Here is a 25,625-nt window from a genome sequence, read left to right as displayed (position 1 = left end):
GAGAAAAGCCACATTTATAAGAGAAAGAGTTCTGACTTTGAAGACTTTTTAACAAGTGATTTCATAATAAAAACTAAAACTATAGAGCCATGAAGCTGACTACATTAGAGCAAGAATACCCACTAGAGAAAGGGTAGAGAAAATCCAAGTACGACTGATTACGCCAAAGTTACTGTGTTGAATCATTTCTTGATGCTGCATATGTCTCTCCTTGAGAACGTGATGGTGTAACTACAATATATCGGCTTTTCGCCAAAAGCAGCAAGCACATTAATATTAACCTTTTATTACAACACCAAGAAACTTCTGTAACTATTCAACAATTTGATAAATCGAAAGCTATGCTCGACTTGTCGTCGAAAGCAGTGCACCAGCCCCAATAAAGACACCTCCAGTGACACGATTAAATACCTTAGCTCGGCCTTTCGCAAACAACCAATTTGACGACTTCGCCCCCAAGTAGGCATACACCAGTAACCAAGACAATTCCATCACTGCGAAGGTCAAAGCAAACACGGTAAACTGGGGTAATAGCGCAATTGAGGGATCAATAAATTGAGGGAAAAGTGCGGTAAAAAACAGGATAGCTTTGGGGTTACTTGCGCCAACAATAAAGCCACTTAAGTAATGCTGCGCAGCACTTTCTTTGACAGATTGAGCACCGCTTTGTTGATTCGATAGGTTGTCATAATCTTGTTGGCTAGAGCGCAGAGACTTCCAGCCGAGGAAGATCAGATAAGCTGCACCAGTCCATTTTATGACATTAAATACCACTTCAGACGAAGCAATAATTACCCCTAGCCCGGTAAACGATAAAGTTAAAATACCAGTAATCGCAGTTAAGCTCCCCAAGGCAGTAAATATCGATAATTTAAAGCCAGATTGCACACCTTTGGTCATGCACAATAAAGAACTTGGGCCTGGTGATGCCGTTAAAATTAGCACCGCTAATAAATAATAAATCCATGTATCAAAGCTCATCGTGAATCCTCCTTAACTCACTAAAACGACTAAATATTAAACACCAATATGTAATAAGCCCTCATATTAATCAACTAAATATTGCGCTTAACGTCTTCGATATAAATGCAAACATCTTTAATCTAGGCAATAAAAAACGCCATGCATTGCTGCATGGCGTTTAAATAAAAACGTTTCAAATCGAACGTCTTACTAGATGTCAGGTTCTAAGCTTACAGCCCTAAGATAGGGGCACTAACCTAATAATTGAAACCTAGTCTTTGTAGATAGAGAACTCATCAGCGCAAGCAACAAGCTGCTCACGAGTGATCATGAATACGCCATGACCACCGTTAGAGAATTCAATCCAAGTGAATGGAATCTCTGGGTACTGATCCATCATATGAACCATTGAGTTACCAACTTCACAGATAAGAATACCGTCGTCAGTTAGGTAGTCTGGTGCATTAGCTAAGATGCGACGAACCAATTTCAGACCGTCTGTACCCGCTGCTAGGCCAAGTTCTGGCTCGTGAGTAAACTCATCTGGCAGGCTGTTCATATCTTCTTCGTCCACGTAAGGTGGGTTAGATACGATCAGGTTGTATTTCTCTTTTGGCAAATCACGGAAAAGATCTGAACGGATTGGGAACACTTGCTGCTCCATGCCGTGATCTTGAACGTTCTGCTCTGCAACTTGCAATGCGTCAGTAGAGATATCAATCGCATCTACTTCAGCGTCTGGGAATGCGTGAGCACAAGCAATAGCGATACAACCACTACCCGTACACATATCCATGATGCGAGTTGGCTCTTCAGTTAACCAAGGTTGGAATTGAGCTTCGATCAGCTCACCAATTGGAGAACGAGGCACAAGAACGCGCTCATCAACGAAGAACTCAAGACCACAGAACCAAGCTTTGTTGGTTAGGTAAGCCGTTGGTGTACGATCATTAATACGCTTGATTACGCGCTCAACAATACGTAGACGTTCGCTGCTCGTTAGACGAGAGTTCATCACATGCGAAGGAACATCAATCGGCAGATAAAGAGTAGGTAAGATAAGTTGTACTGCCTCATCCCACGCGTTATCAGTGCCGTGACCATAAAATAGGCCCGCTGCGTTAAAGCGGCTAACAGTCCAACGAATCACATCTTGAAGCGTGTGTAGTTCTGATACCGCTTCTTCTACAAAAATCTTATCCAAAATTGTCTCCGAAAAGCGCTACAATACTGCTAATTACGTTTCTAATTAGAATTCATAACCTGATGAGCAAAAAAGACACCGACTTCGATGACGATTTCGCCCTGTTCAACGATGCAGTAAAGGGCGTTAAAAAGTTGCAACAGGATACCATAGTCCAGCAGCCAAAAAGAAATGCCAAGCAAAAAGAAATTACTCGAACGGCAAGACAAGCCAGTGATAGCGAGTTTTATTTCTCGGATGAGTTCATTCCGCATCTTAGCGAAGACGGTCCGACGCGTTATGCGCGTGATGATGTCTCTAAATATGAGGTCAAGCGCCTCCGTCGTGGTGTCTACGTGCCTGACGTGTATCTCGATATGCATGGTATGACTCAACAAGAAGCCAAACGTGAGCTTGGCGCGATGATTGTGCACTGCGTGAAAGAGAGCGTGGCGTGTGCCTGTGTTCAACACGGTATCGGTAAACACATCCTTAAACAGAAGGTGCCTTTGTGGTTAGCACAGCACCCAGACGTGATGGCTTTCCACCAAGCGCCGTTAGAGTTTGGCGGCAATGGCGCGCTGTTAGTCTTGCTTTCGGTTCCTGAGAAGTAATTCTGGTTAACAAACTCTCTCTCACCAAAAAACAACAAAGGGCATCCCAATCATATTGAGATGCCCTTTCTAATTGTCTGCAACTTTGTCATCAAACAGAGCTCAACGAGCTTATGGATTGATGTTCCAAAGCAACTCACCTTTTTGTGTCTCAAGGTTGAAGTCGATACACGCTAGGCCCGAAGTGGGAAACATAGGCGGCGCCATGCCTGTTGCAAACTCTGCAGTTAGGTAGCCAACTAGAGGTAAATGAGAAACAAATAAAATGGTCTCTAGTTTTTCTACTTCAGCCATTGCTAAGGTCAAATCAAACACATCGTCGGACATTCCATAAGGCGTAATATCATCACAGGTTTCTACTTTCTTTCCAGAAAACGCCTGAGAGATCTCTAACCACGTTTCTTGTGCCCTTAAATATGGGCTCACCAGCACTTTATCGAATTGACTAATCCCCTGCTCATTTGCAGCTTGTGCCACGGCAAGAGAAGCCATTTTCCCGCGCTTGGTCAACGCTCTTTCTGCATCCGAGTTGGCAAAATGTTCTGCTTCACCGTGGCGCATAATGAATATTTTCATGTTCAATCCTGTCTTCGTAACATGTCGAAAGTCGATATATCCCATATATCAGCGAAACGCTACTTAGGTTTGGCTCTCAATCCAGAGAAACCGCAGTCAATATAAATAATTATATCAAGTCACTTGCCAAAGAGTTCGACTTTCTTAACAATCTTGTTAAAAGAAAATAAATTACTGATAAAAATCGATAAAAGTGATTTAGAAATCGCCAAAAAGCACTTCATATCCCAAAATATGATCACAAGGTTTGCACGCCGAATCATCGGGTACATAATTTAAAAACCACCTTCTCTGGAGATGCTCCTGTGCACTTAAGCCCAAATGATGAACATCAATACCGCTACATAACCTTAAATAACGGGTTACGTGTACTGTTAGTTCAGGATCAAAATGCTCAAAAAGCAGCAGCCGCATTAGCCGTCAATGTGGGGCATTTTGATGACCCTACAGACCGAGAGGGTTTAGCTCACTACTTAGAGCATATGCTATTTTTGGGAACTGAAAAGTATCCAAAGGTCGGAGAGTTCCAAAGTTTTATCAGCCAGCATGGCGGTAGCAACAACGCTTGGACAGGAACCGAGCACACCTGCTTCTTTTTTGATGTTGAATTGAATGCCTTTGAAACCGCACTCGATCGCTTCAGCCAATTTTTCACTGCTCCCCTGTTCAACGAAGAAGCATTAGATAAAGAACGCCAAGCCGTTGACTCCGAATACAAGATGAAACTCAACGACGACTCACGACGCTTGTACCAAGTTACCAAAGAACTGGTGAATCACAATCACCCATTCTCGAAGTTTTCTGTCGGTAATATCGATACGTTGGGCGACAGAAACGGCGAGACGATTCGACAAGAGATTTTAGCTTTCCACCAGCAACAATACTCTGCTGACTTGATGACACTGACACTGTCTGGCAATCAGTCGTTAGATGAGATGCAAAGCTGGGTTGAGGATCGCTTTAGCTCAATCACCAATCACAACCTACAAGGCAAAAAGGTTGAAGTTCCGATTGTCGGCGAGTTAAGTACGGGTGTACAAGTCCGCGTTGAGCCGATTAAAGAAGTGCGCAAACTGATCTTAACCTTCCCGATGCCAAGCATGGACGAACACTACGGCGTTAAGCCTTTGTCGTTCTTTGCCCACCTTTTAGGTTACGAAGGTGAAGGCAGTTTGATGATGCAACTCAAAGAGAAAGGCTGGATAACATCTCTCTCTGCAGGTGGTGGCGCGAGTGGCAGTAACTACCGTGATTTCACAGTCAGTTGCTCATTGACCATAGAAGGTTTAACCAAAACCGATAACATCATCCAAGCGATATTTCAGTACATCAAGTTAGTCGAACAACAAGGCATAGAAGAGTGGCGCTACCTAGAAAAACGCGCCGTTTTAGAGTCTGCTTTCCGCTTTCAAGAGCCAGCAAGACCGCTTGATGTCGTCAGCCACCTCGTCATCAACATGCAGCACTACCAAGAGCAAGATGTGGTGTATGGCGATTACAAAATGTCGCATTTCGATGACGAATTACAGCGTTCTTTGCTGCCTTACTTAACCGTAGACAACATGCGAGCGACCATTGTTGCTCAGGGATTCGAGTATGACAGGGAAGCGAAGTGGTACTTTACTCCCTACTCGGTCACACCTTTTAGCGCTGAACAAGTTCAATGCTTTACGTGCATTAACCCCGGTTGGCAGTTTGAACTCCCAAGCAAAAACCCGTTTATTTGCTACGATCTAGACCCGACTGAACTGGAAGGTGACGCTAAGTTCCCACAACTGTTAGAAGAGCTCGACGGCTTTAAGCTGTGGCACCTGCAAGACCATCAATTTCGAGTTCCTAAAGGTGTAGTGTATGTCGCTATCGATAGCCCGCACTCAGTTGCTAGCCCAAGAAATATCGTTAAAACACGCTTGTGCGTAGAGATGTTCTTAGACTCACTCGAAAAAGATACGTATCAGGCTGAAATCGCCGGAATGGGCTACAACATGTACACCCATCAGGGCGGTGTAACGCTCACTCTGTCCGGGTTTAGCGAGAAACAGCCACAACTGCTCAATATGATTCTTGAACGTTTCCAAGCACGCGACTTTAGTCCAACACGCTTCGAAACCATCAAGCATCAATTGCTCAGAAACTGGAACAACGCGTCGCAAGATCGCCCTATTTCGCAGTTGTTTAATGCAATGACTGGGATACTTCAACCAAATAACCCGCCTTATTCCGTGTTAATTGAAGCCCTAGAAACGATAGAGGTCGATGAGCTCTCCTCTTTTGTTCAAGCAATCTTGGCGGAACTTCATGTTGAGATGTTTGTGTATGGCGACTGGAAAAAAGCCGATGCACACAAGATGGCTAAAACGCTAAAAGATGCACTGCGTGTTCAAGATCAGGCTTACGAAGAATCACTGCGTCCGCTCATCATGCTCGGTGAAAACGGCAGCTTCCAACGTGAAGTGGTGTGTAACCAAGATGATTCAGCAATTGTGGTTTATTACCAATGCCCTGATATTTCACCTAAAAATATCGCGCTGTATTCATTGGCAAACCATTTGATGTCGGCCACTTTCTTCCATGAGATACGAACCAAGCAGCAGCTAGGTTACATGGTCGGTACTGGCAATATGCCGCTCAACCGACACCCTGGTATTGTGTTGTATGTGCAATCACCGAATGCCGCCCCTGCTGACTTGTTAGCTTCAATAGATGAGTTCCTCAATGCCTTTTACATGGTGCTGTTGGAGCTTAACGACTATCAATGGCACAGCAGTAAGCGCGGTCTCTGGAATCAGATTTCGGCACCAGATACGACTTTGCGAGGGCGAGCTCAGCGCTTATGGGTTGCGATAGGCAATAAGGATGTTGAGTTCAACCAGAGAGAGCGCGTATTGGAAGACCTTAAGGGGTTAACTCGCTCAGACATGATGCGTTTTGTGGTTAGCCAGCTAAAACCACGCACGGCAAATCGCCTGATTATGCATGCTCACGGTAATGCTCATAATGAGGAAGAGAAGCTGTCAGCAGGTGTTGAAATTGGCTCTATTGATGAGTTTCAGTTACGCCCGAAAGATACTGAGCTAGGCTGATAAAGCTGGAATGAAAATCATAAGGTTGATGTGAAAGCATCAACCTTTTTTATTGGATGCAGTCCAAAAGCAGATCTCCTATTACGCTCCTTCGTCGCTTTAGGAGATGACGGTAGTTTTGATTGACGTGTGTTTGACCACCTTTCTAATCAACGCAATAACTTACTTTTTATCTCTCAATCATCATTCCCGAGAAGGAGGAACGACTGAGTCGGGAATCTCATTCCTTTCACACTCGTTCATAAAACAGAAAAGCCCGCATCAATTGCTTGATACGGGCTTCTTAATCAATGAGTTAGAGAGTTACTTGTAGAAAGACTCACCCAATCCAGCACGTGTCAGTAGGCCATCACATGGCGCGAAACGATCACCGTACTTCTTAGCGAAATCGTTCATCATCTCAACCAGTGACTTAATGCCGATTTGATCCATATAACGGAACGGACCACCTAGGAATGGCGGGAAACCGATACCGAAAATCGCACCGATATCACCATCACGAGGGCTGCGGATAATGCCGTCGTCTAGACAACGAACCGCTTCGTTTAGCATAGGTAACACACAGCGCATCGCGATATCGTTATCGCTCAACTTAGGATCTGGTTGCAGCTTAAGCAGCTTGTAAACTGACTTATCCACTTCCTTCTTCTTGCCTTTGTAAGTGTAGAAACCTTTACCACTCTTGCGGCCTTTACGATTGTCATTCAAAAGAATATCGAACACATCAGGACCTTGGAAACGATCGCCAAGCTCATTCACTAAAATCGGAATGATCTTCGCACCGATATCAACACCCACCTCATCTAATAAAGTGATAGGACCAACCGGGAAACCGAAGTCCAATAACGTGCTGTCGAGCTTTTCAATCGGCTCGTTCGCTAGCAGTAAATGCGCTGCTTCGTTCATGTACGGAGCAAGAATACGGTTCACATAAAAACCAGCCGTGTCTTTCACAACAATCGGCGTTTTACCTTGCTTCTTCGCTAATGCAACAACCGTAGAAATCGTCTCTTCTGACGTAGTTTCATGAGGGATAACTTCTACTAGCGGCATTTTTTCGGCTGGGCTGAAGTAGTGAAGACCGACCACGTTTTCTGGTCGCTGCGCCTTCTCCGCAATCTTATGGATCGGCAATGAAGACGTATTCGTCGCGAAAATAGTCTCTGGCTTGGCATTGGCTTCGATGTCCGCAACCATTGACTGCTTAAGGTCGAGGTCTTCAAATACCGCTTCAATCACCACATCGGTGTGATTAAAGCTCGTAAAGTCGATACCACCAGACAGTTGAAGCATCTTACTTTCAAGGCCCGCTCGGCTCAGAATGCGACGCTTACGCTGCTTATCGAACAACTTGAAGTTGTAGTTAAGCGCGTTCAGTACACCTTCATTTGATACGTCTTTAATGCGTACAGGCACTTTCGCCTTAGCAACACTGACATGGCTGATGCCTGCGCCCATAAGACCACCGCCCAGCACACCAACACGCTTAACCGCTTTTGGTTCTGCGTCTGCGCCGTGTTCTTTTTTCATTTCCGTAGTAGCAAAGAAAATCGAACGAAGGGCTTTAGATTCTGAAGTCATTACCAGTTCAGAGAAACGCTTCGCTTCATACTGAAGACCTTTGTCAAAGCCGTTCTCAAGGCCATAACGAATCACGTCTAGAATCGCATCCGCTGCTGGGTAATTGCCGCGTGTTTTCTGATTAGTCTTCTTAGAAGCTTGTTCAAAAATCACTTTACGACCAAGGCCGTTACGTGAAATCAGCTTTTCTTTGGTCGACGCTTGGCTTTTCGACGCAAGACGCTTCCCTTTTTTACTGCCCGTATTCTTTTCAACAAAGCTTTTAGCGACTTCAAGCAGGATAGTTTCAGGCACACAAGCATCCACAACACCGAGCGATTTCGCTTTCTTAGCGCGCAGTTGCTTGCCCGTTAGGATTAGGTCAAGAGATGGCAGCAAACCGATAAGGCGAGGCAGACGCTGTGTACCGCCAGAGCCTGGTAACAGACCTAACTGTACTTCTGGCAGACCAACGCGAGTCTTATCTGAATCGGTACATACACGGTAATCACACGCCAGTGCAAGCTCTAAACCACCACCTAAACATGGGCCGTGAATCGCTGCGACTACTGGGTACGGTAGTTCAGAAAGCGTTTGGAACATCTCCTGCCCTTGGCGAGCCAGAGACTGTGCTTCGTCAGCCGTTTTACACGCATCAAGCATTCTTACATCAGCACCAGCGATAAAGTTATCTGGCTTAAGAGAATGAACGATTAGGCCCTTAACTCGGCTTTGCTTTTCTTTGAGTTGCTCGAAGATGGCCTTCATTTCTTCAGCAAAAGCCGCTTGCAGCGTGTTCATTTTCTCGTTTGGTACATCAATCGCTAACCAAGCAATATCTTGCTCATCGATATTGAGAGTAAATGCTGTCGCTTTCTTTTTGGTTGATTCAGTCGCAGAGGTTGAATCTGGTTGAGCGACTGTTTCTTTTTCTGTTGTTGCATCAAGAGTCGTAGACATTATTCTACCTCCAAGATCATTGCTGCACCTAAACCACCAGCCGCACACGCTGTGTTCAGTGCCAAGCCGCCACCGCGACGTTTCAGTTCACGTAATGTTTGAGTCATCATGCGTGCGCCAGTCGCTGCAAACGGATGTCCGTAAGCAATCGAGCTACCCAGCACGTTGAACTTCTCCATATCAATCTCACCGATCGCTTTATCGCGGCCAAGATTCTTCTGTGCAAACTCATCGCTTGCGAACATTTTCACGTTAGCCAAAACTTGGGCAGCGAATGCTTCGTGCATTTCGATCAGTGTTAGGTCTGACAACTCTAAACCGGTGTTCTTTAATACTTGTGAGGTCGCGTAAGTCGGGCCCATCAGCATATCTGTTTCAACACCAATCGCTGAGAACGCATAACCACGAATATAACCAAGCACTTCTAAGCCTAGTTCTTTCGCTTTACCTTCGCGCATCAACATCACTGCTGCACCGCCATCAGTCAGTGGCGTAGCATTGGCTGCCGTTACACTGCCGTACTTTCTATCAAAAGCAGGACGTAGCTTGGCGTATCCTTCAACCGTTGAGTCGTGGCGAATGTTGTTGTCTTCCGCTAGATACTTTTTGTAAGGTGCCGGGAATGCCGTCATCACTTCGTCTTTAATCTTGCCTTCTTTCCATGCCTGAGAAGCCAAAGAGTGAGAACGGTGAGCAAGTGCATCTTGAGCTTCGCGAGTAATACCATGCGTCTTAGCCATTTGCTCAGCCGTTTGTCCCATGGATAAACCGGTCGAGTATTCAGCAACTGCAGGTGGTACTGGCATCAAATCTTTTACGGAAAGTGTTTTAAGAATTTTCAGCTTTTGACCCATAGTTTTCGTTTTACTCAGCGCTAATAGATTTGCCGCTAACTTTTTCGAAACACCGATAGGCAATACAGAAGAAGAGTCCGCACCGCCCGCAATACCGATATCAATCGTGCCAGCCATAATGCTTTCGGTCACGTTAACTGCCGCTTGGAAGCTGGTCGCACATGCTCGTGTGACACTGTAGGCATCGGTATTGATGTTCATGCCTGTGCCCAACACGATTTCACGCGCAATGTTCGGCGCTTCTGGCATTTGCACTACTTGGCCGAACACAACTTGTTCGATAAGCGCAGGATCGACATCCGTTCTTGCAAGCATTTCACTCACAACCATTTTGCCTAAGTCGACCGCAGGCACTTGGCTAAATTCTGTGCTCTGACGAGCGAATGGGGTTCGTAATCCAGCGACAACGGCAACACGTTCTCCAGAACGCGTTTTGACTTCCTGTTTGCCCATGGTTTCTCCTTAAAGTTAAGAGGTCTGACCTGAAGCATTGTAAAGAAGTTGTTAATTAAATCAAACGAGCGTTTAAATAAACGTGATACGAGTATCTCACTGTTTGAAAATATAACTGCGCATTCAGGCGAACCTTTTTGGGGGAAAGGTTGCCGTAAGAGACTAAACTATTGTAAGCAAAGACTGTTATCGCTGTGTAGGGAATGGTTTTCTTGAGGCAAAAAAAAACCACACAAAGCTGTGTGGTCGGAATGTATATAAAGCAATTAACTTAGCGCCAATTGAAATAATCAGTTTCCTGATTAGGAGAAAGTAAAGTCAGCCTTCAAAAGGAAGTGTCGTCTTGCTCAACATGCTAGCCACGAATGACTAACTAGACGACAAGGTGTACTATAACGAGTTCGAGGCCTTAGATTTTGAAGTAGATCAATTTTAATGTGATTTTACGATTTCCTGCCGATCGTTAGCTCTAAAAATATAAAAACGAAGCACAACGTATAGAGGACAGCTATACGCAGAGCAATTATGGAGGCTCGTGTGTCAATAATAAAAATGTTTGGAAAGAAAACAGCCAAGCGTCCGGTCAACTCTGATATGGACAAACAAAGAAAATACGAAGCACTTGTGCGCGCCTATCATCGTGACCTCTTTCGCTACGCCTATTGGTTATGCAAAGACAAAAGCATTGCCGAAGACTTAGTTCAAGAAACTTGCCTTCGTGCATGGAAGTCACTCGATAGCCTTCAAGATGAAAAAGCCGCCAAATCTTGGCTGATTACCATCTTGAGACGCGAGAACGCTCGACGTTTTGAACGCAAACAGTTTGATCTGGTTGATATCGACGATCACGGTAACGATGCTAGTGTCAGTGATGACCCGCACCATCAGCATCAGTGGTTGCAAGCCCAGATCATGAAACTTGAAATTGATTACCGTGAACCTCTCTTCTTGCAAGTGATTGGTGGTTTTAGTGGTGATGAGATTGCCGATATTCTCGATCTCAACAAAAACACGGTGATGACACGTTTATTCAGAGCTCGAAATCAGTTGAAAGAGCTGTTGGATACAGAAGAGGCAGAGAGGGGGCAACATAATGGATGATTTGGAATTTCGTCGTCGTGTATTGTCGGAACCTAAACAACGTACACAAGATATTGTTGATGCGACCGCGAATAGCGAAGCCAATAGTAACTTCTTAGACGATGTACTAGCGCTTGATAAACAGATCCACTCTGCGATGAATGTGGATGTGCCAGACGATCTTGCTGATCGTATTCTGTTCAATCAGACCTCAAGCGAAGAAAGCAAAGTAGTAAGGCCTACGTTTGCGAGACGAGCAATGGCAATGGCTGCCTCGGTGGCGTTTGTTGCTGGTTTATTAGTTGGCCAAGTGAATTGGGGAAATGCATTCGTTTCACCTGCGCAAGCTAGTTTGGTTGATACGGCGATGAAGCATGTTGTTGATGAGAAGAGCTTTGTTAGTAACATCGATGAACAGGTCACATCACAGCAGATCAACGCAAAAATGAACCCATTTGCTTTTCAGTTTGATGATGCTTTCCCTTACCACGTCTATTACCTAAACCACTGTGGCTTTGGCAAATCTAACGCGGTCCATATGGTCTTCCAAGGCGCAAAAGGCAAAGTAACACTGTTTTTAACTGGTATTCCAACAGACAAACCTATCGACTTTGATGAAAAAGGCATGTCCGGCTCGGTAACCCCCGTCGATGGCAGCAGCTTAATCCTTGTGGGTGAAAATGGTGAGGATGTTTCCAAAATCGCCGAAAAGCTGACAAAAATGATCAAACCAATGAGCTAATTCACTCTTAAAGCCCCGTCACAAAAGGCCCAGCAATTATATTACTGATATTGCTGGGCTTTATTTATAAATAAATCAGAAAACCATTCACACCACCAATACCTCTAGAGTTAAAACTCTAAAAATCAGCATTTCGCACCATTTTCGTGCCAGATAGGCGTCATTTCCATAATTTTCCACTCAAAATTCCCAATGGTCGGATTTGTATATCGTATACTTGCGAATAGGATCAGCCACCATTGAGCAATTGCTCAAATTAATCGCCCTGTAGAGGCGGATATATAAAGGAATAAATGAATGACTACCAACAACACGCGTCTGTTTAAAAAGTCTCTTTTAGCAGTAACAATTACACTGGCGTCTTCGCAAGCGATGGCAGCAGGTTTCCAACTTAACGCACAATCAGCAACCGGCATCGGCCGTGCTTTCGCTGGTGATGCAGTAATCGCAGATAACGCGTCAGTAATGGCACGTAACCCTGCAGCAATGGCACTATTTGACAAAACTGAGCTTTCGCTTGGTTTTGAAAGCATTACTTCAATGATTGAAGTAAACGATGCTGAATACAATATTAATGGCAGTCCAATTCCGGTTGCCGACACGGATGATGTTGGTGATACATCTATCGCTCCAAATATCCACCTTATCGTTCCAGTAAATGATAAATTCGCTTGGGGTGTTAATGCGTACTCAAACTTCGGTACTAAGACAGAGTTTGATGATAGTTATACTGCAGCTGAATACGGCGGCTTAACAGATGTTCAGAGCATTAACTTTGGCCTTGCTGGTTCATACCGACTGAATAAACAATGGAGCTTTGGTGCAGGTTTAGACCTTATTTACGGTCAAGGCACCATGAAAAGAGAAACTAGTGCAGCTCTAGGTGTAGCTAGTGGCGGTTTAGTTCCTGCCGGAACAACATTAGTCGATGTTGATGAGGCTGATGGTTGGGCTGTGGGCTTCAATGTTGGTACTGTATATGAACTAGACGAAAACAACCGCTTCGGCTTAGCTTACCGCTACAGTCCAGAGATCACAGCTAAAGATGATAAAGGCCAAGAAATCACCTTACCTTTACCTGATATCGCTGAATTCTCGGGTTACCACAAAATCGAAGATACTAAATTCGCAGTTCACTACTCTGTACAATGGATTGGTTGGGGTGCATTCGATCAAATCGACTTTGAAAACTTACAAGGCTCACCTCTTGGCTCGTCGTATGCGAAACAATACCAATGGCAAGATGGCTGGCACTACGCTATTGGTGGTACATACTACCTAAACTCTGATTGGACTCTTCGTGCAGGTTACATGTACGACACAAGTGCACAGGATGAACTGACTTCAATTTCTGTTCCAGATTCTGATCGTCAATGGTTCTCTGCTGGTTTCACATACCACATTGACACAGTTTCTAATGTTGACTTCGGCTTCACATACCTAATGGGTGATGATGTAGATGTATCAGAAACTACGCCAGTCGCTCCTGGGCTTTCAACCGGTGTTAACGCAACAACACATGCTGATGCAATCCTGATGGGTCTGCAGTACAGCCGTAGCTTCTAATATAAGCTAATAATTTATCCCCAAAGGGTCGCATAATGCGACCCTTTTTTATTACCTAAACCACTGACCTACATCAATTTAAGCTTACAACTGTAGCCTGCAAGGTCAATATATGACTACAAGTGTACGCTCAAACTTCGCAACACAGCAGAAACATTTAGATTATTTCTCTAATAATTAAACACATTTACTCATTAAATCCCTAAAACACTGTTTTATTCGAATTTCATTTTTAAAGCAATGACTCTAAACGTAGAATCACGCCACTAAATACTTATGATTCAGCGAACATAATAATGAAAATGAATAAGACTCTTCTATCTGCTGCAGTGGCAGTTGGACTACTTTCGACTTCTACCGTCACTCACGCGGCAGGTTTTCAACTAGCAGAATACTCAGCAACAGGCCTTGGCCGCGCATACGCTGGTGAAGCTGCAATGGCTGACGGCGCAGACGCACAATGGCGTAACCCTGCCATGCTGACTTACCTAGAAGGTACTCAGGTTTCTGTTGGTGCTATCTATGTTGACCCTAACATCGATATCGACGGTACTTCTACGTCCATGATGGGACAATCTACTTCGTCAAATTCTAGCGATTTTGCGCACAGTGCAGTAATCCCAAACTTTTATGTTTCTCATAAGTACAACGACAAGTTCGCATTAGGCTTTGCTGCTGGCACTAACTACGGTATGGAAACAGACCTAGGTAAAGACTTTGGTGGCGCAAACCACGGTAACGAAGCAAGTGTTACTACGATGGAGCTAAACCTAAACGCGGCTTACCAAGTACTTGAAAGCGTATCTATTGGTGGTGGTATTCGTTACATCATGGCTGAAGGTAGCTTTGGAGCGGTATCTACAGTTAACTCTCTAGTTCCTATGCCTCAAGGTACAGCTTTAAAATACATGGAAGGTGATGACACAGCGTGGGGCTGGCAAGTTGGTACCGCTTGGCAGATCAATGAAAACAACCGCCTTGGTTTTACCTACAAGTCAGAAGTAGACCTAACGCTTGAAGGCCACGCAAATGGTGTCGCTTTTGATGCTGTTGCTGGCGCTTTAGGTACTCCTGTGAAGTCAAAATATAACGGCTCAATGCAACTTGCATTGCCAGCTACCGCCGAGCTAGCAAGCTTCCATCAACTATCAGATAAGGTCGCTGTACATGCGAGCGTTAACTGGACTAACTGGAGCAGCTTTAAAGAACTAGTAGCTGACATCCCTGAATTCGGTCCTGCTCGAACTCAAGATATCAAGCAAGAGAACTGGGAAGATAACTACCGCTTTGCTCTTGGTACTACTTACCAAATGACGCCTAAGTTAGCTCTACGCTCTGGTATCGCATACGATACTTCAGCGGTAAGCGATGAGCACCGTACGGCAACGATCCCAGAAACAGACCGCACTTGGTTAAGCATTGGTGCTGGATATCAATGGTCTGAGCAACTAACTCTAGATGCTGGCTTCACTTACATTCTAGCTAAAGACGCAAAAATGGTTGAAGATGACGCAAGTTCTGCACCATTTGGTGGTGACTTCGAAGGTGAAGTAACAGGTAGCATCTGGCTAGTAGGTATCCAAGCTAACTACCGCTTCTAATCTACCTCCCTAAAAGTAGAAAGCATTAAAAAGGCTCGATGTTGCATCAACATCGAGCCTTTCTTTTATCGATTTTCTAAATCATGTTTCTAGTAATCTTCTAGATAACCATCGATCAAATCTTCTTCTTCAAGGTCGACCTCTTCAGGCTCGATCTCGGCTTTAAAGTCACGACGTTGAATATAAACATCTCGCGTTAACGCATATGGATCTGGCGAGTCATCCAACAGCGCTTCTTGTGACACTAACTGAGCACGAGTTTCCATGCCTTCGAATGCCCACTTTCCTAAGCTAGCCCAGAAGTTCAAGAAAGACAGAGGCACATACATACCATCAACGGTTTCAGTTACTTCACGCGTTGTTATTGGGCCATAACCCGGCACCATGAAGTAGGGACCATTCCCTACCCCGTAATGACCAATCGCATCAGAGAACGACTTATCATCGTATTTGGTGATCCCCGCTTCGCTGGCAATATCGATTAAGCCTAACAAACCAATCGTTGAGTTAATCCAAAAACGATTGAAATGGTCGAGTGCTTTTTCACCATTGCCCATAATAAGGTTATTCACCATGCTTGATGGTTCGTCTAAGTTGGCTAGAAAATTGGATATACCAGAACGTACTGGCACAGGGGTGTAGTCAACATAAGCGAGGGAAACAGGGCGAACTAAATAAGGATCTAGATATTCGTAGTTGATATCCCACATCGCTCGGTTGAAGCCTTCAAAAGGATCATTCGGGTGGGACTCTTCGACGTATTCAGAGGTTTCGAGGTTATCATCGTCAACACTTTCGTCCGGCGCACTTGAACACCCAACCGTTAAGCTTGCGATAAAAAGTAAACTCGAGAGTCTTAAAACACTGACAGACATATCACCTTTTCCATAAGGAATTCAAATAATAAAAAAGGCCAGCAATCGCTGGCCTCAATTGTTTGGCTAAGTCTATACCGTTTATCTGCAAATCGGAATAGCTAACACCTATGCAAAGTGGTGATTAATATTGCTTATTGATATCAATGGTAACTGGAGCACCCAGTTCAACCACTTCACTTTCACCGTACCAATCGCCTTCGCGAGTTGAAACGTTGCCGTCTGTATCAAGCCTAGCTCTAACCATCAGAGTTTCAAGGCTAGACAGCTCTTGTCCTTCCAGCATGCTGTTGCCGTCATCTAGAACAACAGTACGAGGGAAAGTCCCTAGTGGGTAACGAGCGGCTGCGATAGGCATTGGAGAACCATCTGCTCTGTGTACTGAAACAATTAACACTGAGTTAGGGTCAGCATTCACGTCTGCAGATAGATCGAGCGTTACAGCAACAGTCTTACCTTGGTCGACACCCATATTGTCGCCCATTTTCTTCTGAGCACTTTCAATACTGCGCGAAAGCATTTCATAGCGACTGTCTTGTGGACCAATCATCTGCTGCATGATGCTCCAGTACTTCACCGCACCTGGGTAGTCTTGACGCTCAAACGCATCAAACGCAAGCAGTGAGAACACACGAAGGTCAACGTAATCGTTTTGAATCAAACGGCTCAAAATCAAACGAGCTTGGTTTTGATCAGCTTCATCAGGAGAAAGCATCAGTGCTTGTGCGAAACCTAACTGAACATCTTCATTCTTAGGTTCAAGCTTGTAAGCTCGTTCCATAGAATCTTTTGCTGTTTCAGCGTCGCGGTTAGCCAGTGCAATACGACCGAGTAGCAACCAACCTGTTGAATCTTTTGGTTGGTAATGCAGACGAGTACGAAGCGCTAGAGTCAAATCTTCCAACTCATCATCCGTTAGTGCACCACCTTCCGATGACATTAGCTTTTTAGACAATTCAGGAAGGTTCGAGCTCACTTCTTGCCAGTGTTGAACTTTGTCCAACGCACCGAACTTAAAGTACATACCATAAGTCACAACGACGACAAGGATGATCGACGGTACAACCACACCAAGCGTAGAGATTTGAGTCTTCTTCATCTCTTCTTGTGCAGGAACATCATCAAGCAGAGACTGTTTCAAATCATCGATCAGTTCTTGTTGGTTATCAACAAGACCTTCCTCTGCTTCTACTTCTAACTCGACAAGACGGTCTTTATAGAACGCTTTATTCAACTCGTCGCGAAGCATCTCGTCATTGTTTGCCTTCTTGTTAATGAAAGGCAGAACAATTAAGAAAATTGCCGCTAGCGAAAGGATAATGGTAGAAATCCAAAATAGAGTCATTACTTCTTATCTCCGTCGTTCTCTTCATCGAGTAACGCTTTTAAGCGAGCTTCTTTGTCTGCATCCCAGTCTTTATCTGACTCTACTGCTGCTTTTGATTTTGACTTTCTGCTTCGTAAAATAATCAAACCAAATCCAAACACAACAACCGCAAACGGACCAATCCAAAGGATCGATGTAGCTAAGGTCAGTGGCGGGTTGTACGTTACAAAGTTACCGTAACGAGCAATCATGTAATCAATAATTTCTTGCTCAGACTTGCCGTCTTTTGTCATCTCGTACACTTTTTGGCGTAAGTCGACCGCTAGCTCAGCATTCGAATCACCAATCGTGTTGTTCTGACATTTAGGGCAACGTAGCGTATTACTCAACTCTTTGAACTGCTGTTCTTGATCTACGGTATCAAATTCATGGAACTCGATAGGTGCAGCAGAAACAGTCGCTGAAATTGCGAACGTAGCGAATAGAGTAATCAGTGCCTTTCTAATCATTTCGATTCCTCCAACAACTCTTGATACATCGGCTCAAGCGTCGATGCCCAGTTGGTTGGGTTCACGTCACCAACATGGCGGTAGCGAACTACGCCGTTAGCATCGATTAGGAAAGTTTCAGGCGCGCCATACACGCCAAGGTCAAGGCCTAGCATGCCATTACCATCAAACAGGCTAATTAGGTACGGGTTACCCAACTCTTTTAGCCAACCAACCGCTTTGTTGCGATCATCTTTGTAGTTAAGACCAATGATCTTAACGCCTTGATCCGCAAGCTTGTTCAGGTAAGAGTGCTCTGCATAACAAGTAGGACACCAAGTCGCCCACACGTTAAGAAGCAGTGGCTCGCCTTTAAAGATCGCTTGATCATGAAACTTACCTGGTTGTTCTAAGTCTTCTAGACCAAACTCAGGAACAGGCTTACCAATCAATACGGATTCTAGCTTAGTTGGGTCATCGCCCGACTGGTTGCGCATTAATTGCGTTGCAAAGATTCCAGCTAGAACCATGAACGCAATCAATGGAATGAATAAAATCTTCTTGTTCATTCGAATTAAGCCTCCTGCTCTTCAGCCGACTTTTTGATTGGCTTACGGAAACGGTAACGACGGTCACTGATAGCAATAGCGCCACCAATCGACATAATCAAAGAACCTGCCCAGATCCAACGTACAAATGGTTTGTAGTAGATACGTACAGCCCAAGATTTGTTGTCGTCTAAACGTTCACCCATTGCAATGTAAAGGTCGCGCGTTACGCCACGGTCAATCGCTGCTTCTGTCATCATAGACTTAGCTGTGGTGTAGAAACGTTTTTCAGCGTGAAGCGTGTTGATGTATTTGCCTTCTTTAGTAATTTCAAAGTCAGCAATGTAACCATCGTAGTTAGGACCATCTTTGTCACGAACCCCTGTAAACAGGAAGCTGTATTCTTCAAGCTGGTAGCTTTCACCTGGCGCCAGACGTACATCACGTTCGATGCTGTAGTTTTGCACCATCGCGATACCAATCACTGTCACGGCTAAACCTATGTGACCACACATCATTGCCCAGTGGCTACGAGGTAGCTTAGTTAGACCTTTCAAGAATGTATGACGGTGAGTCGCACGCTCATGCAGCTCAAAGCCGTGCATGAAGATGATCCAGAACGCCATTACCCAACCAGCAAACGCAGTACCACTGAAGCGGTCAGCCAGTAGAGCAACCATTAGCGCACTCAAGCCAAGTGAGAGTGCACCTGAAATCAGCATTGGTTTAACAAGCTTAGACAGGTTGTCACGTTTCCATCGGATCAGAGGACCGATACCAAGCAGGAACGAGAACGGGATCATTAACCAGAAGAACAACATATCAAAGAATGGTGCACCGATAGATACCGAGCCCAAGCCTAACTGTTTGTGAACTAATGGCAGTAGCGTACCTACTAACACAACGACAAGCGCTGCAATCAGTAAGATGTTGTTACCAAGCAGTGCGTTTTCACGAGAAACCAGATCGAAGTTACCGCGAACACGAACCGATGCGCCTTTAATAGCAAACAACAGCAGTGAGCCACCGATAACAAAGACAAGGAAACCTAGAATAAACATACCACGAGCAGGATCCGACGCGAATGCGTGAACCGATACCAAGATGCCCGAACGAACTAAGAATGTCCCTAGTAAGCTTAGCGAGAATGCAGAGATAGCCAGCAGTACTGTCCAAGCTTTAAATGTGCCACGCTTCTCAGTTACCGCTAGTGAGTGCATTAGAGCAGTACCAGCCAACCAAGGCATGAATGAAGCGTTTTCTACTGGATCCCAGAACCACCAGCCACCCCAGCCAAGTTCGTAGTAAGCCCACCATGAACCTAGTGCGATACCTACCGTTAGGAATAACCAAGCTGCGATTGTCCAAGGACGCGACCAACGAGCCCATGCCGTATCAAGACGACCACTCATTAGAGAAGCGATTGCGAAAGAGAACGCAACAGAGAAACCTACATAACCCATGTAAAGCATTGGCGGGTGAATAATCAAACCCGGATCTTGCAGTAGTGGGTTCAGGTCACGGCCATCAACAGGGAAGAAAGGCAATGTACGTAAGAACGGGTTAGACGTCACGATAATGAACAGCAAGAAGCCGACAGTAATCAGACCCATGATAGCCAAAACACGAGCCACAGACTCTTGAGGCATACCACGACTGAATGTCGCTACTGCTACAGTCCAACCCGCTTGGATGAGAACCCAAAGCAGTAATGAACCTTCGTGCGCACCCCAAACCGCCGTAATTCGGTAGTACCAAGGTAGTTGGCTGTTTGAGTTACTTGCTACGTATTGAATCGTAAAATCATTTGTGTAAAACGCGTAACACAAGATAAAGAACGAAATCGCTAAGAATCCGAACATACCCCACGACAACGGTCGTGCGCTGTTCATCAATAATGTGTTATTTCGAGCGGCTCCATACAATGGGAGCACGCTTAGCAGCAATGCAAGTCCCAAGGACAGGATCATCGCAAAATGGCCGATCTCGGCTATCATTGAGCATTTCCTTCTTTTTGTTCAGTCGTGTATTGCAAAGGCTCATGGGTTTTCTTCATTGCTTCCGCAACTTCAGAAGGCATGTACTCTTCATCGTGCTTTGCCAACACCTCAAACGCTTCGATTGTCGTTGCATTTTTAAGGACACCCTGAGCAACAATACCTTGGCCTTCACGGAAAAGATCAGGAAGGATACCATCGTATAGAATTGTTACTTTAGGGCCTACATCCGCCAAATCGAAGCTTACACGTAGTGATTCATTGTCACGGCTTACAGAGCCGACTACGACCATGCCACCAATACGTAGGCGTTGACCAACTTCAGGCTTTTTACCATCTTTGCCGTTGACCAGCTCAGTTGGTGTGTAGAACAGATCCATGTTCTGGTTAAGTGCGTAAACCATCAATCCAACAGTCGCACTGATACCAAAAAAGATCGCTAAGACAATGCCCAGCCTCTTTTTACGTCTTGGGTTCATAGAGTGTTCTCCATATTTTTTGCTGCATCGATACGAGCTTGACGATCAATCTTAGCTTGTACTTCATTTAGTAATTGCTTACCACGACGAACGCTTACGACCAGTAAAATGATCATCGCGAGGAATGTGATTCCAAATGCACTCCAGACATACGAGGCATAACCTCCCATGGCTAAGAAATCACTCAAAGATTCAAAATACATAATTACCTACCCTACTACGCTTTTTCAGCCGCAAGCTTGCGAACCCATGGACGATGGCTTTCTTTACTGATGATTTCGTTACGGAAACGAATCATGGTTAAAGCGCCAAAGAAGAAAGCGAAGCCGAAGATGTTAAGAAGAAGCGGCCATAACATGTCACTTGAAATAGAAGGCTTGTCGAACTTAGTGATCGTCGCGCCTTGGTGAAGTGTGTTCCACCACTCTACTGAAAAGTGAATGATAGGTAGGTTGATGACACCAACGATAGCCAAGATACCCGCCGCTTTTGCTGCTGTTTTTTGGTCGTCAAAAGCGTGGTGTAGTGCAATCACACCCAAGTATAGGAATAGAAGAATCAGCTCTGAGGTTAAACGCGCATCCCAAACCCACCAGGCGCCCCACATTGGTTTACCCCAAACAGCGCCGGTTAGTAACGCAATGAAGGTAAACACAGCACCAATCGGTGCCATCGCCAGTGCGGCCATGTCTGATAGCCTTACCTGCCATACCAAACCGATAAAGGCAGCAATCGCCATCGACATGTAAACGCCCATAGACCAGATTGCAGACGGTACATGGATGTAGATGATACGGAAGCTATCGCCTTGTTGGTAATCAGAAGGCGCAAATGCAAGCCCCCACACGGTACCGACGGATAGACACAATAGCGCTAGGATCGAAAACCATGGCAAAAGTTTACCAGCAAGCTGATAAGAGGTTTCTGCTTTGGCATAGGGATGGAGCCATTTCCACATGTTGTAATCTCACTCTTACTTCATATTGCTTACAGCTATTAAAGCTATAATTATAATAATTTTATTTGTCTTGCTTTCAGTTTTATTGACTCTATGAGTCCAATCGTCACATTTGGTTCACATTGGCTATACGATAACGGAACCCCAATCAGTTCACACTCACTCTAAGTGCGGCACTGATCGCAAAAGGCGTCATAGTCATCGCACCCATTAACATTGCCCCAAGCACCGCCAATTGGCCGTTGTACGCAACGCCCAAAGCCGCAGCGTCAATCGCTGACGTCGCGAAAATCAAAATGGGGATGTAAAGCGGCAAGATTAACAGGCTTAACAGGACTCCGCCCTTCTGTAACCCAACGGTTAACGCAACACCAATCGCACCAATAAAACTCAATGCGGGTGTTCCTACCAGCAAGGTCAACACAACTGAGAGCCATGTATCAAAATCTAAAGACAATAAAACAGCCAATAATGGGCTGATTAAAATCAATGGTAACCCGGTCAACAACCAGTGTGCTATGACTTTGGACAATACTACCAACTGCAACGGGATTGGCATCAGCATCATCTGTTCAAGGGCGCCATCTTGAAAATCATCACGGAAAAGACGCTCTAAAGAGAGCAATGCAGAGAGCAAAGCGGCCACCCAAACAATACCCGCAGCAATACGCGCAAGTAGGTTTGGCTCTGGGCCAATACTCAAAGGGAAAAGCGTGATAACAATGATGAAGAACCACAAAGGGTTAAAGATATCCGCTTGACGTCGAAACGCGATAAGCAGTTCGCGTCGGATAATCGTGGTCATTGAAGAGATCATATTACTCACCCAACTTTATTTTTCTTAGTTTCGGGCTATCAGCAAACATATCTTGGTGTGTGGTTAACAACACAATGCCACCGTTGTCTGCATGCTGAGAAAAAAGAGATTCGAGAACTTTCACGCCCTGCTTATCAATGGCAGTCAGCGGCTCATCAAGAATCCACAACATTTGCTTGCTCAACCAAAGGCGAGCCAACGCAACTCGGCGTTGTTGGCCTGCTGAAAGTTGCCCCGCAGGTACGTCTTCTCTGCCCGCAAGCCCGACTTGAGCCAGCGCGTGATAAAGCTCTTCTTTGCTGGTACCGCCACTGTGAATCGACTGATAAAAGCTCAGATTCTCATAAGCACTAAGCTCGCGCTTTACGCCTGTTTGGTGACCAAGAAAAAGTAAATTTTGATGATAAACATCTCGACTCGATTCAATAGACTCACCGTCCCAAGAGATAGTGCCGTCATCGCGATCGCCTAAGCCAGTAATAATCCTAAGGAGTGTCGTTTTCCCGGTACCGTTACGACCTTCAACTTGAACCAGCTCACCTGGTTTCAATTGAAAAGACAACGATTCAAACAGAATCCTGTCGTCACGAATAGCAGTTAAATTTGAGACTTCTAGCATAGGTAAATTTAGTCGAGTAATGAGAGCGCTATAGTAGCACACCAACATGGTGACAAAACAGGACTAGGCGTTTTCGATAGAACAAAGTCGGTAAGAAACTGTTACCACCTCATCACAATTTACACATTTTCATCAACAAACAAGATATTGTCGTAGATACAAGCACTTATAAACATCGTTCTATATAGATCGGACAGGCATAAAAAAAGAAGCCGAAGCTTCTTTTAAGAGGAATACGTAATAAACATCAATTGCTCAATACGAATTAAGCGCTCAATTTAACGACGTCGAGGCGGGTCTCTGCGATCGCGAGAGGCATCGGGTTGCTGATCGTACGATGAAGGGTCGCTTCGTAATGAAGGAATTTTCTCTTTACCAGCAAGCTTGTTCTGCAGAGACATCATCAGCTCAGCTTCTGCTTTGGGTAATTCACATTCTTCAATTAACTCGTTAATCCCAGCGCCAAGCTGAACCATTTTCGTTGCACGTGTGTACAAACGTCCATCGGTATCCGCATGTTCCAGCTCAACAATACGTTCATTCAAATGTTTGATAAGATCTTGTTGTTCAGTCACTTTCTGGCCAAGGCCAACCACAACAGAGCGAACCTCAAGTAATTGCTTACTCGATTTTTGAAGCTCTTTGTCCAAGTTACGAACTTGCAGGCGTGACTGATCGAGCTGCTTTTGAATCGCACGTTTTACTTTGCTAATCAAAATCAGGATAAATAACGTAAAAACCCCAACGCCTGATATCAGAGCGACAGGGCTTAAAGGAAGCGCTTCAAACATTACAGGTGAGCCATCTCATCCCATTCGTCTTCGCTTAGTAGTTTGTTTAGATCTACTAAGATAAGTAGCTTGCCATCTCGGTTACTTACACCTTGGATGAACTTAGCACTTTCATCAGTACCAACACTTGGCGTTGTGTCGATTTCAGAAGAACGCAGGTAAACCACTTCAGCAACGCTATCTACTAGAATGCCAATTACTTGACGCTCAGATTCAATAACGATGATACGAGTGTTGTCTGTGATTTCACCTTGCATCAAACCAAAGCGAGAACGAGTGTCGATAACAGTAACAACGTTACCACGTAGGTTAATAATACCTAGAACGTAATCTGGAGCACCCGGTACTGGAGCAATTTCGCTGTAACGTAGTACTTCACGTACTTGCATTACGTTGATGCCGTAAGTTTCTTCTTCTAGCTGGAAAGTCACCCATTGAAGTACTTCATCATTCGTTTGCTCTTTTCTTACTTCAACTTCACTCATATGAGACATAGATAATCCTCTTGCCGTCGTTACCGACCACTATTATTAACTTGATGCTTATTGTTAGCCCAATGCTTATTACTAGCTTAATGCTTTTACATCTAGCCCTGCGTTTAGCATGGCGATTAATGCTTCAACATGAATCAAAGCACACATTTTTTCTTTTACCATACCAGCGAGCCATGGGCGTTTCCCTGCCATTTCTCGCCAACGTACTTTGTCTGTATTAAGTAGCTCGGTGCCTTTGAGCTCTGTGCCCGCCAGGCCCCACAAGCTCTCTCCAAGCATCACTATATATTGATAGTTTTCTTTGTATTCGTCACCTGATAGTTTCTCAGACATCACCCATTTTGCGGTGTCGACCACATCTAGCTGACTATCACGGTTGGTTTGTAAACCCAAATACCAAGCTGGCTTACCAATGATATGACTTAACTCTTCAAGGCGATGGATGCCGCCAAGCTCATCAAGTGGCACCGCAAAGGTCACGCCGTTTACATCAAAATACAAGACTTGAAAGTCTTCTTTGCGAACCGTACTTTCCCAAGAGGTAAACTGGTCAGCACCTCCTGCTTGAGTTTCGGGTTCAATAACTGTCTCGGGATCAGGAACGTCAAGTTCAGGCTCAACAGCCTTAACTTCTACTTGTTCCGTCTCCAGCGATTCAGCTTGTAACTCTTCAATTTGCTGCGATTCAACAGGTGGCTCTAAAACAATTGATAAATCGGGTTCTGGAAGATTCCAATCCTGAATCTCTGGCTCTTCGAACACTTGAACAGACTCAACCGCGGCATCAAACATTTGCATGTCAGCTTGCTCGGCAATTTTCTGGGTGTTCTGATCCATCAACTCATCAAGGTTCAGTTCATCAACAACATTGGTCGCCTCTAAACGACTCAGTAGTTTCTGAACATCCTCAAGGTTAGGAACCTCAAACTCAGCCGCGCGTATTTCTGCGTAGCTTGAGTGGTGACTCGAAAATTGGCGCTCTGGCTCTGGCTCTGGC

General features: G+C 44.9%; 24 protein-coding genes. 6 read left to right on the top strand and 18 right to left on the bottom strand.

What is annotated here, in order from left to right; translation table 11 throughout:
- Positions 1-339: 339 nt before the first annotated feature.
- Complete coding sequence (locus tag AB4493_RS16180) at positions 340-981, bottom strand: LysE family translocator (protein WP_372155420.1); 642 nt, start codon at positions 979-981, stop codon at positions 340-342.
- 253 nt (positions 982-1,234) lie between these two features.
- Complete coding sequence (gene prmB / locus AB4493_RS16175) at positions 1,235-2,167, bottom strand: 50S ribosomal protein L3 N(5)-glutamine methyltransferase (protein WP_017060640.1); 933 nt, start codon at positions 2,165-2,167, stop codon at positions 1,235-1,237.
- 62 nt (positions 2,168-2,229) lie between these two features.
- Here prmB and smrB point away from each other — a divergent pair, with 62 nt between their 5' ends.
- Positions 2,230-2,760 (top strand): endonuclease SmrB, encoded by a 531-nt coding sequence (gene smrB, locus AB4493_RS16170; RefSeq protein WP_017060641.1) that lies wholly within the window; start codon positions 2,230-2,232, stop codon positions 2,758-2,760.
- A gap of 111 nt (positions 2,761-2,871) precedes the next feature.
- On the opposite strand, the gene sixA is transcribed toward smrB, so the two are convergent.
- Positions 2,872-3,336, bottom strand: coding sequence for a phosphohistidine phosphatase SixA (sixA, locus tag AB4493_RS16165; RefSeq protein WP_017064097.1), 465 nt, complete (start codon positions 3,334-3,336; stop codon positions 2,872-2,874).
- A gap of 305 nt (positions 3,337-3,641) precedes the next feature.
- Here sixA and AB4493_RS16160 point away from each other — a divergent pair, with 305 nt between their 5' ends.
- A complete protein-coding gene (locus AB4493_RS16160) occupies positions 3,642-6,419 on the top strand; it encodes an insulinase family protein (RefSeq protein ID WP_372155417.1) in 2,778 nt (925 codons plus the stop codon).
- A 303-nt stretch (positions 6,420-6,722) separates the two neighbouring features.
- Here the strand turns inward: AB4493_RS16160 and fadJ are convergent, their stop codons facing one another.
- Complete coding sequence (fadJ, locus tag AB4493_RS16155; protein ID WP_102332825.1) at positions 6,723-8,939, bottom strand: fatty acid oxidation complex subunit alpha FadJ; 2,217 nt, start codon at positions 8,937-8,939, stop codon at positions 6,723-6,725.
- The gene (gene fadI / locus AB4493_RS16150; RefSeq protein WP_017060645.1) at positions 8,939-10,246 is read right to left on the bottom strand and encodes an acetyl-CoA C-acyltransferase FadI; all 1,308 of its coding nucleotides are present in this window, start codon (positions 10,244-10,246) and stop codon (positions 8,939-8,941) included. Before fadI ends, fadJ begins: the two co-directional genes overlap by 1 nt.
- A 552-nt stretch (positions 10,247-10,798) precedes the next feature.
- Here fadI and AB4493_RS16145 point away from each other — a divergent pair.
- The 4 genes from AB4493_RS16145 (at position 10,799) to AB4493_RS16130 (ending at position 15,235) form a co-directional block, all read left to right on the top strand.
- Entirely contained in the window at positions 10,799-11,347 is a 549-nt protein-coding gene (locus AB4493_RS16145) for a sigma-70 family RNA polymerase sigma factor (RefSeq protein WP_017060646.1), read from the top strand.
- Positions 11,340-12,068, top strand: a complete 729-nt coding sequence (locus tag AB4493_RS16140; protein ID WP_060983667.1) for a DUF3379 domain-containing protein — start codon at positions 11,340-11,342, stop codon at positions 12,066-12,068. The genes AB4493_RS16145 and AB4493_RS16140 overlap by 8 nt, the downstream gene beginning before the upstream one ends.
- A gap of 297 nt (positions 12,069-12,365) precedes the next feature.
- Positions 12,366-13,634 carry an outer membrane protein transport protein gene (locus AB4493_RS16135; RefSeq protein WP_069597167.1) on the top strand — a complete coding sequence of 423 codons (1,269 nt, stop codon included), beginning with the start codon at positions 12,366-12,368 and terminating at the stop codon, positions 13,632-13,634.
- A 296-nt stretch (positions 13,635-13,930) separates the two neighbouring features.
- Positions 13,931-15,235 (top strand): outer membrane protein transport protein, encoded by a 1,305-nt coding sequence (locus AB4493_RS16130; RefSeq protein WP_372113795.1) that lies wholly within the window; start codon positions 13,931-13,933, stop codon positions 15,233-15,235.
- Between the two features lie 89 nt (positions 15,236-15,324).
- Here the strand turns inward: AB4493_RS16130 and AB4493_RS16125 are convergent, their stop codons facing one another.
- From AB4493_RS16125 to AB4493_RS16065, 13 genes are all read right to left on the bottom strand, one after another.
- Entirely contained in the window at positions 15,325-16,110 is a 786-nt protein-coding gene (locus AB4493_RS16125; protein WP_017064102.1) for a VacJ family lipoprotein, read from the bottom strand.
- A 124-nt stretch (positions 16,111-16,234) separates the two neighbouring features.
- Entirely contained in the window at positions 16,235-17,455 is a 1,221-nt protein-coding gene (gene ccmI, locus AB4493_RS16120) for a c-type cytochrome biogenesis protein CcmI (RefSeq protein WP_017064103.1), read from the bottom strand.
- Positions 17,455-17,946 (bottom strand): cytochrome c-type biogenesis protein, encoded by a 492-nt coding sequence (locus AB4493_RS16115; protein WP_065583667.1) that lies wholly within the window; start codon positions 17,944-17,946, stop codon positions 17,455-17,457. The genes ccmI and AB4493_RS16115 overlap by 1 nt, the downstream gene beginning before the upstream one ends.
- Complete coding sequence (locus AB4493_RS16110) at positions 17,943-18,494, bottom strand: DsbE family thiol:disulfide interchange protein (protein ID WP_017060653.1); 552 nt, start codon at positions 18,492-18,494, stop codon at positions 17,943-17,945. Before AB4493_RS16110 ends, AB4493_RS16115 begins: the two co-directional genes overlap by 4 nt.
- Before the next feature lie 5 nt (positions 18,495-18,499).
- Complete coding sequence (locus AB4493_RS16105) at positions 18,500-20,470, bottom strand: heme lyase CcmF/NrfE family subunit (protein WP_136979573.1); 1,971 nt, start codon at positions 20,468-20,470, stop codon at positions 18,500-18,502.
- Entirely contained in the window at positions 20,467-20,949 is a 483-nt protein-coding gene (ccmE, locus tag AB4493_RS16100; protein ID WP_017060655.1) for a cytochrome c maturation protein CcmE, read from the bottom strand. Before ccmE ends, AB4493_RS16105 begins: the two co-directional genes overlap by 4 nt.
- Entirely contained in the window at positions 20,946-21,152 is a 207-nt protein-coding gene (gene ccmD, locus AB4493_RS16095) for a heme exporter protein CcmD (protein WP_017060656.1), read from the bottom strand. Before ccmD ends, ccmE begins: the two co-directional genes overlap by 4 nt.
- Positions 21,153-21,166: 14 nt before the next feature.
- Positions 21,167-21,907 carry a heme ABC transporter permease gene (locus AB4493_RS16090; protein WP_017060657.1) on the bottom strand — a complete coding sequence of 247 codons (741 nt, stop codon included), beginning with the start codon at positions 21,905-21,907 and terminating at the stop codon, positions 21,167-21,169.
- A 148-nt stretch (positions 21,908-22,055) separates the two neighbouring features.
- Positions 22,056-22,724, bottom strand: a complete 669-nt coding sequence (gene ccmB, locus AB4493_RS16085) for a heme exporter protein CcmB (protein ID WP_017060658.1) — start codon at positions 22,722-22,724, stop codon at positions 22,056-22,058.
- Position 22,725: 1 nt separating this feature from the next.
- A complete protein-coding gene (gene ccmA, locus AB4493_RS16080) occupies positions 22,726-23,343 on the bottom strand; it encodes a cytochrome c biogenesis heme-transporting ATPase CcmA (RefSeq protein WP_017060659.1) in 618 nt (205 codons plus the stop codon).
- 278 nt (positions 23,344-23,621) lie between these two features.
- On the bottom strand, positions 23,622-24,134 hold the full coding sequence (locus AB4493_RS16075) for a DUF2802 domain-containing protein (RefSeq protein WP_017060660.1): 513 nt from the start codon (positions 24,132-24,134) through the stop codon (positions 23,622-23,624).
- Positions 24,134-24,628 carry a chemotaxis protein CheW gene (locus AB4493_RS16070; protein WP_017064109.1) on the bottom strand — a complete coding sequence of 165 codons (495 nt, stop codon included), beginning with the start codon at positions 24,626-24,628 and terminating at the stop codon, positions 24,134-24,136. The genes AB4493_RS16075 and AB4493_RS16070 overlap by 1 nt, the downstream gene beginning before the upstream one ends.
- 72 nt (positions 24,629-24,700) lie before the next feature.
- The coding region (locus tag AB4493_RS16065) for a chemotaxis protein CheW (RefSeq protein ID WP_372155415.1) at positions 24,701-25,625 on the bottom strand (925 nt) is incomplete at its 5' end.

The sequence above is a fragment of the Vibrio sp. 10N.222.55.A1 genome (genome assembly GCF_041473835.1).
Taxonomy (GTDB): Bacteria; Pseudomonadota; Gammaproteobacteria; order Enterobacterales; family Vibrionaceae; genus Vibrio; species Vibrio crassostreae_C.
The sequence above is the reverse complement of the archived record's forward strand: the minus strand, read 5'-3'. Positions and strand labels throughout refer to the sequence as shown.

What these genes read in the sequence shown, in the direction of transcription:
- AB4493_RS16180 (WP_372155420.1), bottom strand. Translation starts at nt 981, where the DNA reads ATGAGCTTTGATACATGGATTTATTATTTATTAGCGGTGCTAATTTTA.
- smrB (WP_017060641.1), top strand. Translation starts at nt 2,230, where the DNA reads ATGAGCAAAAAAGACACCGACTTCGATGACGATTTCGCCCTGTTCAAC.
- sixA (WP_017064097.1), bottom strand. Translation starts at nt 3,336, where the DNA reads ATGAAAATATTCATTATGCGCCACGGTGAAGCAGAACATTTTGCCAAC.
- fadJ (WP_102332825.1), bottom strand. Translation starts at nt 8,939, where the DNA reads ATGTCTACGACTCTTGATGCAACAACAGAAAAAGAAACAGTCGCTCAA.
- fadI (WP_017060645.1), bottom strand. Translation starts at nt 10,246, where the DNA reads ATGGGCAAACAGGAAGTCAAAACGCGTTCTGGAGAACGTGTTGCCGTT.
- AB4493_RS16145 (WP_017060646.1), top strand. Translation starts at nt 10,799, where the DNA reads ATGTTTGGAAAGAAAACAGCCAAGCGTCCGGTCAACTCTGATATGGAC.
- AB4493_RS16140 (WP_060983667.1), top strand. Translation starts at nt 11,340, where the DNA reads ATGGATGATTTGGAATTTCGTCGTCGTGTATTGTCGGAACCTAAACAA.
- AB4493_RS16135 (WP_069597167.1), top strand. Translation starts at nt 12,366, where the DNA reads ATGACTACCAACAACACGCGTCTGTTTAAAAAGTCTCTTTTAGCAGTA.
- AB4493_RS16130 (WP_372113795.1), top strand. Translation starts at nt 13,931, where the DNA reads ATGAAAATGAATAAGACTCTTCTATCTGCTGCAGTGGCAGTTGGACTA.
- AB4493_RS16125 (WP_017064102.1), bottom strand. Translation starts at nt 16,110, where the DNA reads ATGTCTGTCAGTGTTTTAAGACTCTCGAGTTTACTTTTTATCGCAAGC.
- ccmI (WP_017064103.1), bottom strand. Translation starts at nt 17,455, where the DNA reads ATGACTCTATTTTGGATTTCTACCATTATCCTTTCGCTAGCGGCAATT.
- AB4493_RS16115 (WP_065583667.1), bottom strand. Translation starts at nt 17,946, where the DNA reads ATGATTAGAAAGGCACTGATTACTCTATTCGCTACGTTCGCAATTTCA.
- AB4493_RS16110 (WP_017060653.1), bottom strand. Translation starts at nt 18,494, where the DNA reads ATGAACAAGAAGATTTTATTCATTCCATTGATTGCGTTCATGGTTCTA.
- AB4493_RS16105 (WP_136979573.1), bottom strand. Translation starts at nt 20,470, where the DNA reads ATGATAGCCGAGATCGGCCATTTTGCGATGATCCTGTCCTTGGGACTT.
- ccmE (WP_017060655.1), bottom strand. Translation starts at nt 20,949, where the DNA reads ATGAACCCAAGACGTAAAAAGAGGCTGGGCATTGTCTTAGCGATCTTT.
- ccmD (WP_017060656.1), bottom strand. Translation starts at nt 21,152, where the DNA reads ATGTATTTTGAATCTTTGAGTGATTTCTTAGCCATGGGAGGTTATGCC.
- AB4493_RS16090 (WP_017060657.1), bottom strand. Translation starts at nt 21,907, where the DNA reads ATGTGGAAATGGCTCCATCCCTATGCCAAAGCAGAAACCTCTTATCAG.
- ccmB (WP_017060658.1), bottom strand. Translation starts at nt 22,724, where the DNA reads ATGATCTCTTCAATGACCACGATTATCCGACGCGAACTGCTTATCGCG.
- ccmA (WP_017060659.1), bottom strand. Translation starts at nt 23,343, where the DNA reads ATGCTAGAAGTCTCAAATTTAACTGCTATTCGTGACGACAGGATTCTG.
- AB4493_RS16075 (WP_017060660.1), bottom strand. Translation starts at nt 24,134, where the DNA reads ATGTTTGAAGCGCTTCCTTTAAGCCCTGTCGCTCTGATATCAGGCGTT.
- AB4493_RS16070 (WP_017064109.1), bottom strand. Translation starts at nt 24,628, where the DNA reads ATGTCTCATATGAGTGAAGTTGAAGTAAGAAAAGAGCAAACGAATGAT.